Annotated in this window: 6 protein-coding genes; 4 read left to right on the forward strand and 2 right to left on the reverse strand. The window is 69.7% G+C overall.

The features are described from left to right. Positions 1-246: 246 nt before the first annotated feature. The gene (gene ychF, locus HMPREF3086_RS10630; RefSeq protein WP_070721776.1) at positions 247-1,344 is read right to left on the reverse strand and encodes a redox-regulated ATPase YchF; all 1,098 of its coding nucleotides are present in this window, start codon (positions 1,342-1,344) and stop codon (positions 247-249) included. A 98-nt stretch (positions 1,345-1,442) separates the two neighbouring features. Here ychF and HMPREF3086_RS10635 point away from each other — a divergent pair, with 98 nt between their 5' ends. Next, a complete protein-coding gene (locus tag HMPREF3086_RS10635) occupies positions 1,443-2,981 on the forward strand; it encodes an AI-2E family transporter (RefSeq protein WP_070721779.1) in 1,539 nt (512 codons plus the stop codon). Between the two features lie 11 nt (positions 2,982-2,992). After that, positions 2,993-3,484 carry a DUF6542 domain-containing protein gene (locus HMPREF3086_RS10640; RefSeq protein WP_246830965.1) on the forward strand — a complete coding sequence of 164 codons (492 nt, stop codon included), beginning with the start codon at positions 2,993-2,995 and terminating at the stop codon, positions 3,482-3,484. A gap of 57 nt (positions 3,485-3,541) precedes the next feature. On the opposite strand, the gene HMPREF3086_RS10645 is transcribed toward HMPREF3086_RS10640, so the two are convergent. Next, a complete protein-coding gene (locus HMPREF3086_RS10645) occupies positions 3,542-4,522 on the reverse strand; it encodes a 4-hydroxy-3-methylbut-2-enyl diphosphate reductase (protein ID WP_070721786.1) in 981 nt (326 codons plus the stop codon). A 72-nt stretch (positions 4,523-4,594) separates the two neighbouring features. Between HMPREF3086_RS10645 and HMPREF3086_RS10650 the strand changes: the two genes are divergently transcribed. Next, positions 4,595-4,984: a hypothetical protein gene (locus HMPREF3086_RS10650; protein WP_070721781.1), complete on the forward strand. Its 390-nt coding sequence runs from the start codon at positions 4,595-4,597 to the stop codon at positions 4,982-4,984. After that, positions 4,981-5,858, forward strand: an 878-nt coding sequence (gene xseA, locus HMPREF3086_RS10655) for an exodeoxyribonuclease VII large subunit (RefSeq protein ID WP_070721782.1), incomplete at its 3' end; no start/stop codon positions are given. The genes HMPREF3086_RS10650 and xseA, both read left to right, overlap by 4 nt.

Raw genomic sequence — 5,858 nt, forward strand, 5'->3', positions numbered from 1 at the left:
TTTAGGAACTAACGACACGCGACACTAGCGGGTATGACGTCGACGATGTCACGACCTGGCAATCAAGCGGATCGCGTTCAGCGCACAAGGCTGGCGAGCTCAACCAACCTGCAGTTGGCCTCCTGTTCGCCCTCGATGCCTTCGATATCGCCGCGGCAATGGGCTCATCAACGACGTCGTAGTCGTCGAACGAGTAGCACCGTGCCTAACCGAGCCTCTGGCAACTCGCTCATTCACCATGACGGTCTACTTCTTGCTCGGAGACGGAAGTCCTGTCCTGAACTCCACCACGTCGCCGTCGACCATGACGTAGTCCTTGCCCTCCATGCGCACCTTGCCGGCGGCCTTGGCCGCGGCCATCGAGCCGGCGGCGTCGAGGTCGTCGAACGAGACGATCTCGGCCTTGATGAAGCCCTTCTCGAAGTCGGTGTGGATGACGCCGGCGGCCTTGGGGGCGGTGTCGCCCTTGCGGATGGTCCAGGCGCGCGACTCCTTGGGGCCGGCGGTGAGGTAGGTCTGCAGCCCGAGGGTGTGGAAGCCTGCGCGAGCGAGCGCGTTCAGGCCGGGCTCGGTCTGGCCGATCGACTCGAGCAGCTCCATGGCGTCGTCCTCGTCGAGCTCCTGCAGCTCGGCCTCGACCTTGGCGTCGAGGAACACGGCGTCGGCGGGCGCGACGGCGGCGCTGAGCTCGGCCTTGCGCTCGTCGCTCGTCAGCACCGACTCGTCGGCGTTGAAGACGTAGAGGAACGGCTTGGCGGTCATGAGGTGCAGATCGCGCAGGAGGCCGCGGTCGATCTCGTCCTGGGCCTTGAACAGGGTGCGCCCGTCCTCGAGCACGGCCTGGGCCTTGCGGATCTCCTCGAGCTGCGCCACCAGCGACTTGTCCTTGCGGGCGTCCTTCTCGATCCGCGGCAGCGCCTTCTCGATGGTCTCCAGATCGGCGAGGATCAGCTCGGTGGCGATCACCTCGATGTCGGCCATCGGGTCGACCTTGCCGTCCACGTGGATGACGTCCGGGTCGTCGAAGACGCGCACGACCTGGCAGATGGCATCGGCCTCACGGATGTTGGCGAGGAACTTGTTGCCCATGCCCTCGCCGGTGCTGGCGCCCTTGACGATGCCCGCGATGTCGACGAACGACACGACGGCGGGCAGGATCCGCTCGGAGCCGAAGATCTCGGCGAGTCGGTTGAGGCGGGGATCGGGCAGGTCGACCACGCCGACGTTGGGCTCGATGGTGGCGAACGGATAGTTCGCCGCGAGGACGTCGTTGTTCGTCAGGGCGTTGAACAGGGTCGACTTACCGACGTTGGGCAGTCCGACGATTCCGAGGGTGAGGCTCACGAGGCCACAGTCTACGGACCGCGGCCTGCGGCCCTCCCCCGCGGCCGTCGGGCCGTCACAGGGAGCGCACCGACGCGGCCTCTGACAAGATGACTCCCATGAGCGACGAGCCGAAGCCGCATCCCCCCGTCGAGGATCAGGAACAGCACGTCGACCGGTCCGTACTCATCGGCCTGGGTGGGCGATGGGTCACCGACTGGGCCCTGCGCCTGGCCATCCTGCTGGTCGCGGGATGGCTCATCTCGCGGATCGGCGGCGCGCTGTGGGTGGGGATCCTGCCGATCCTGTTGGCGCTGATCATCTCCACCGTCCTGTGGCCCGTGACGGGCTGGATGGTGCGGCACAAGGTGCCCAAAAGCCTGGCCGCCATGCTGTCGATCATCGGCTCCCTGGGGCTGCTGACCGGCGTCATCGCACTGATCGCCCCGTCGATCGTGGAGCAGAGCGTGCAGCTCGCCGACCAGACGTCCGAGGCGATCACCGAGGTCCAGGACTGGCTGCGGGGGCCGCCGCTCAACATCCGTGACGAGCAGCTGGACGGCCTGCTGGACCAGCTCAGCTCGACGCTGCAGGACCGGGGCGACCAGATCGCGTCCGGCGTGTTCACCGGAGTCAGCGCGGTGGGATCGTTCGTCGTCACCCTGGTCCTGGTGTTGATGCTCACGTTCTTCTTCATCAAGGACGGGCCGCGGTTCCTGCCGTTCGTGCGTCGCAACACCGGCCGCACCGCCGGCCGCCACCTCACCGAGGTCCTCACCCGGGCGTGGAACACACTGGGCGGCTACATCCGCGCCCAGGCGATCGTCTCGTTCGTCGACGCCGTGCTCATCGGCCTCGCGCTCGTGATCCTGGGCGTACCGCTGGCGTGGGCGTTGGCGGTCATCACCTTCATCGCGGGCTTCATCCCCATCGTCGGTGCGTTCACCGCCGGAGCGCTCGCCGTGCTCATCGCGCTGGTGGCCAACGGGTTCACCACCGCGATCATCGTCCTGGTGGTCATCATCGCCGTACAGCAGCTCGAGGGCAACGTCCTCCAGCCGATCCTGCAGTCGCGCGCCATGAACCTGCATCCGGGCGTCATCCTCCTGGGTGTGGCCGCGGGCAGCACGCTCTTCGGCATCATAGGCGCGTTCCTCGCCGTGCCGATCCTCGCTGTGGCCGCGGTGGTCATCCGGTACATCAACGAGCAGATCGATCTGCGCACCGGAGACGTCACCGCCTCCGATCTGGCCTCTGCCACCGACGAGGGCCGCCTGACGGCCTGGCTCGGGGAGATGTCCAGCTCGCGGTTCGCTCCGCTCCGTAAGAGCAGCACCGCGATCATGGCCGGGATGATCGACGAACGGCCGGATATCGCCCCGCCGGGCTCGGGCTCGTCCGGAGCGCGCACGGCGGCCGCCGCCGCGTCGGCACCGGGTGGTGCGGGGGTCGCCGTGACGGGTGACGACGACGAGGTGGGCGGCGACGCCGGCCTCGCCGCTCCGCCGTTATCGGATCAGCTCCCGCCCGAACCCGGCATCACCGACCCCAAGGCGGTCACCGGCACGCGGCCCTCCCCGCAGGAGGAGGAGGAGGCGGCCAAGCCCAACCCGCTGCGTCGTTTCGGTCGTTTCCTCGCCCGTCGGCTGGGCGGTTAGAGTCATCTCCCGTGAGTAGACGCAGGAGTGGCCGGGTGCCCGCGGACGAGAGGTCCGTGGTCTCCTCGATGCGCGGCCTGCCCGCCTGGACCGCGGTCCTGCTGGCGGTGGCCATCACGCTGACCGGCGTGGCCATCGACTCGGTCTCGGGCGAGCTCGGCGCCGGGTTCACCGTCGCGTTCGTCCTCGGGTGCGTGGTGTCGGTGCTCGCGGTCTCGCGGCGCTCGCTGTTCGTCGCCGGGGTCCAGCCGCCGATCATCATGACGCTGCTGGTGCCGCTGGTCTACGTCATCTCCGGGGCGGGCTCGGGCACGGACGTGTTCTCGCGGACGCAGATCGTCTCGGTCGCCCTGCCGTTGGCGACCCGGTTCCCCCTGATGGTCGCCACGACCGTCGTCGTCATCGCGATAGCCCTGATCCGGGCGCTCGTGCTGGAGCCGCGGCCCGCGCGGCCGGCTGCCCCCTACATCCAGCGCGCCGCCCCGGCACACGCCCGCCGCTGAGGCGGGGCGTACCGGGGCGGTGAGTGCCCTCCGGCCCGCGTGGAGCGGGCGGTCGGGTCAGGCCTTCTGCGGCATCCGCAGCTCGCGGGGCAGGGCGAAGGTGATGGTCTCCTGCGCGGTCTTGACGGTCGACACGTCGCTGTACCCGTGCTCGCCGAGGAGCTCGAGCACCCCGCGGACGAGGATCTCCGGAACGGACGCGCCGGACGTCACCCCCACGGTGGTGACCCCCTCGAGCCACGCCAGGTCGATCTCGTCGGCGTAGTCCACCAGATGGGCGGCATCCGCGCCGGCCTGGAGGGCCACCTCGACCAACCGCACGGAGTTCGAGGAATTCCGCGAACCCACCACGATCACCAGATCGCACTGGGGCGCCATCGCCTTGACCGCGCTCTGACGGTTCTGCGTGGCGTAGCAGATGTCGTCGGACGGCGGGTCGATGAGCGTGGGGTACTTCTCCTTGAGGCGGCGGACCGTCTCCATGGTCTCGTCCACGCTCAACGTGGTCTGGGACAGCCAGATGAGCTTCTCCGTGTCCGTCGGCACCTCGAGGGAGTCGACGGCGTCCGGTCCGTCGACCAGGGTCACCACGTCGGGTGCCTCGCCGGCGGTGCCCTCGACCTCCTCGTGGCCCTCGTGGCCGACCAGAAGGATCTGGTAGCCCTCACGGGCGAAGCGCTTGACCTCGGTGTGCACCTTGGTCACGAGCGGGCAGGTGGCGTCGAAGGTGGTGAGCTCCAGCTGCTTGGCGCTCTCCCGGACCGCGGGCGAGACCCCGTGGGCGGAGAACACGAGATTCGCGCCCTGGGGCACCTCGTCGGTCTCGTCGACGAAGATCACCCCACGCTTGGTGAAGGACTCCACCACGTACTTGTTGTGGACGATCTCCTTGCGCATGTACAGCGGCGCCCCGTGCTTCTCCAGGGCTTTCTCGACCGTCTCGACGGCTCGGTCGACGCCGGCACAGTAGCCGCGCGGTTCCGCGAGTAGTACCCGCTTGGTTGCCGGTTCGGCGATCATGTCGGTCTGCTCGGTCATGTCACCAGGGTACGGTTCATACTGGATTTCGACCATTACGCCTCCCGCACGCCCCCCGGCAGAGAGGTCCGCATGCTCCGACCACTGTTCCTGACCCGTGCCTCGATCGGTCTGGCCGCCACCGCGGCCGAGCGCGTCGTGGCCCTGCCCGGCCGCGCGATCGAGGCGGTGTCCACGCTGCCCGGCGTGCCCGTGCGGGTCGCCGGCGGCCTGGTGCAGTCGTACCTGCACGCGGGGCAGACCCTCACCGACCTGGCCGTCAAGGGCGACAGGGTGCTCGCCTCGGTCTTCCCCGCCCGGTCGGATCAGCCGGAGTGGGCGACGTTCGACGAGGACCAGACCGAGGAGGTCCTCGACGTGTCCTACCGGGTGTACGGTTCGTCGCGGGCGCCCCGCGGCGGCGGTGACGACGATGACGATCCGGACGTGCCGACGGGCCGCGTCACCCCCCGCGACGCGTGAGCGCCTCCTCTCCCGGCACCCCGAGCAGCCCTGAGTCACCGTGGCCGGTCCGGGTCGTCTCGGACCAGATCGCCGCGTGGATCCACCGCCTGGGCGCGGTGTGGGTCGAGGGTCAGATCACCCAGTTGAGTCTGCGCCCGGGCACCCGCACGGCCTTCCTCACGTTGCGTGACCCGTCCGTTGACAATTCGCTGACGCTGACGTGCCCGCCCCGGCTCATCTCCGAGTCACCCGTCCCGGTCACGGAGGGCAGCCGGGTCGTGGTCCGCGGGACGCCGCGCTTCTACACGGGCCGCGGCTCGTTCTCGCTGCAGGTCTCGGAGATCCGCCCGGTCGGCGTGGGCGAACTGCTGGCGCGCATCGAGCGGCTCAAGCAGGCCCTGGCCGCGGAGGGCCTGTTCGATCCCCGCCTCAAGCGACCGCTGCCGTTCCTGCCGACGTGCGTCGGTCTGATCACGGGCCGGGCGAGCGCCGCCGAGCGCGACGTGGTCGAGGTCGCCCGTGGCCGCTGGCCGGACGTGCGTTTCGCCGTGCGGAACACGGCCGTGCAGGGCGTGTCGGCCGTGCCCCAGATCCTCGACGCGCTGGCCGAGCTGGACGCGGACCCCGTCGTCGACGTCATCATCCTCGCCCGCGGCGGCGGCTCCGTCGAGGACCTCCTCCCCTTCTCCGACGAGGCGTTGATCCGCGCGATCTCGCGGTGCCGCACGCCGGTCGTCTCGGCGATCGGGCACGAGCCCGACTCCCCGCTGTCGGACCTCGTCGCCGACCTGCGTGCCGCCACGCCCACCGACGCCGCCAAGCGCGTCGTCCCCGACGTGGTCGAGGAGCGGCGCCGCATCGCCGAGGCGCGCGCCCGCACCGCCCGGGCCCT

The sequence above is a fragment of the Dietzia sp. HMSC21D01 genome, from assembly GCF_001815995.1.
Lineage (GTDB): Bacteria > Actinomycetota > Actinomycetes > Mycobacteriales > Mycobacteriaceae > Dietzia > Dietzia cinnamea.

Excerpts from the sequence above, each read along its gene's own strand:
- HMPREF3086_RS10635 (WP_070721779.1), top strand. The coding sequence starts at position 1,443 with ATGAGCGACGAGCCGAAGCCGCATCCCCCCGTCGAGGATCAGGAACAG.
- HMPREF3086_RS10645 (WP_070721786.1), bottom strand. The coding sequence starts at position 4,522 with ATGACCGAGCAGACCGACATGATCGCCGAACCGGCAACCAAGCGGGTA.
- HMPREF3086_RS10650 (WP_070721781.1), top strand. The coding sequence starts at position 4,595 with ATGCTCCGACCACTGTTCCTGACCCGTGCCTCGATCGGTCTGGCCGCC.